Origin of the sequence: Alteromonas sp. AO-Serp, assembly GCF_017849675.1 — a bacterium.
GTDB lineage: Bacteria > Pseudomonadota > Gammaproteobacteria > Enterobacterales > Alteromonadaceae > Alteromonas > Alteromonas macleodii.
This window is the reverse complement of record NZ_JAFLMX010000087.1, coordinates 1-1927: the sequence shown is the minus strand read 5'-3', so window position 1 is coordinate 1927 and position 1927 is coordinate 1. Positions and strand designations below refer to the sequence as shown.

General features: G+C 42.4%; 2 protein-coding genes. Both read right to left on the bottom strand.

Annotated elements, in window-relative coordinates; all coding sequences use genetic code 11:
• Positions 1-302: 302 nt before the first annotated feature.
• Entirely contained in the window at positions 303-1007 is a 705-nt protein-coding gene (locus QVA83_RS07030) for a YIP1 family protein (protein WP_287498277.1), read from the bottom strand.
• A gap of 291 nt (positions 1008-1298) precedes the next feature.
• On the bottom strand, positions 1299-1927 hold a 629-nt coding region (locus QVA83_RS07025), incomplete at its 5' end, for an SLC13 family permease (RefSeq protein WP_287498276.1).

Sequence of the window (1927 nt, the reverse complement as noted above, 5' to 3'; positions counted from 1 at the left end):
TGTAGAACCACTATACCTGCGGTAACACGCCGCGATTACGAACATTTTAACTCTCGCTGAGTGGGTAATGATCTATGCGGATTGGTATAATGATACTTCGTGTGACGACAAAAGCGGCAATGATGCTTTTCATGGTTAGTGAAAGAAATGAAAGGGTGCGTCTTTTTAAAGTAAGGCTGCGCGGCCAGTTTATAGAAACGCTGTACTAAAACACTGTAATCACAAAGATTATATTCATAACTACTGTATTAATAGCACAGCGCACTTTTCGTATAGTGGGCGCGTTACATTCGCAAGCTTAATTAGAACAAGGCGAGGGCAATCAACCAGATGCCGTAGATAACAATATAAGGTGCACTTGCAATTAATGCCGCTTTTTTAAGAGAAAAGGCGGTCCATTGAGTAATGCCTACGGTGGCTAAATAAATGCCCCAGAATAGCTCTACCCTTAACGCCTGGCCGAAAGCGTACCAAGGCGAGTCCATCGGGATATTCGCAATATACCCAAGGGACGCTGGCGATAAAATTGATGGCGCTACTTGATGGTCGCCTGCGAACAACAGCAAAGCAACACCCACCAAACCAGTAAGCACATAAGGCATTGAAAGCCACCAAGCGAAACCATACCAGTCAGTAAAGCCATACACATGGCTGTCGTCAGAACGGGTCATTAAATTCACGTACACGGCGTAAATGGCGTTTACGATAATAGGAATAAAAAAGGCACCTATAACCGATGACCAAAGCAAAGCATCCCTGGTGAAGAAGGCCTTCATTTGCTCTTCTTCTGCCGGACTCATATCCCCTTGCGCGGCAATATTCATCTGAGCGAACCATTCAATGTCAACGAAGTTTACATACAAGTACTGGGAAACAAGCGAAATTGCCATGATCAAAATAAATGGCATCCAGCTCCAATTGTTGTTTTCACCTATCGCTTTGAATACGCCATTAGGTTTGAAGAAGATGTCGTTACACGCTTGGAAGGGGTTCGTTACATTGTGCATCCCTTGCTCCTATTTTGTTTATAATTATTACTGGGCTTTGTGTAAAGCCATGACTGGTTGTTGATTAACCAACTTGCAGACATTAAATGGAGCTATAGATTACTCTTGGCTAAGAGTGTTGTACAGCACAACATATTGATATTTGTAAGAGAAAGTGAATGTGCGGTTCCCACATCAAAGTACGGGAAAATAAGTAAGGGAAGCGTTCACTTCCCTTTACTTGAGGTAGTCGATTTTGGCTCTACATTTTGTAGTAGCCAGAGTAATGATTTAGCACGCCTTTTCTACGCATTATAGGTAGGTAACATTAAGTAATGTTAGAACAATCGTACTGTACAATATTGAAATGGGTAACCCCATCTTTATAAAGTGGGCAAACTTATAGTTCGCTGCGTTATAAACGAGTAAATTGGTTTGATATCCGAATGGCGAGATAAAGCTGGCACTTGCCGCAAATGCTACTGCTAATGCGAAAGGCATCAGTGGGGCACCGATGATCTGCACTAAGCCATAAGCAAACGGAAACATTAATGCCGCCGCTGCATTATTAGTTACAAATTCTGTAAGAGCGAGTGTAAGCAAATAAATCACCACCAAAGCCACAAACCAGTTGGTACCCGACAACACCGGCATGAGTGCTTCTGTTGTCGTACTAATAACCCCTGAATTTTCTAACGCAGTGGCTAAGCTTAATGCGCCAACGATCACAATAATCAGATTCAAAGGTAAGTTACGCTTCATTTCACCGTTAGTTGTTACTTTAACGCCAATAAGCACGGCAGCTAAAAATAACAAGCCAATAGCTAATGAAATGACATCGGCCGCAGCTAACAAAACCGTAGTGAGAAAACCACCTAGCGTTATCCATTCTTGCCTGTTCGTTAAAGGTCGGGCAATTTTCTGCTCTGACAAAATAAAAA

What these genes read in the sequence shown, in the direction of transcription:
- QVA83_RS07030 (WP_287498277.1), bottom strand. Translation starts at nt 1,007, where the DNA reads ATGCACAATGTAACGAACCCCTTCCAAGCGTGTAACGACATCTTCTTC.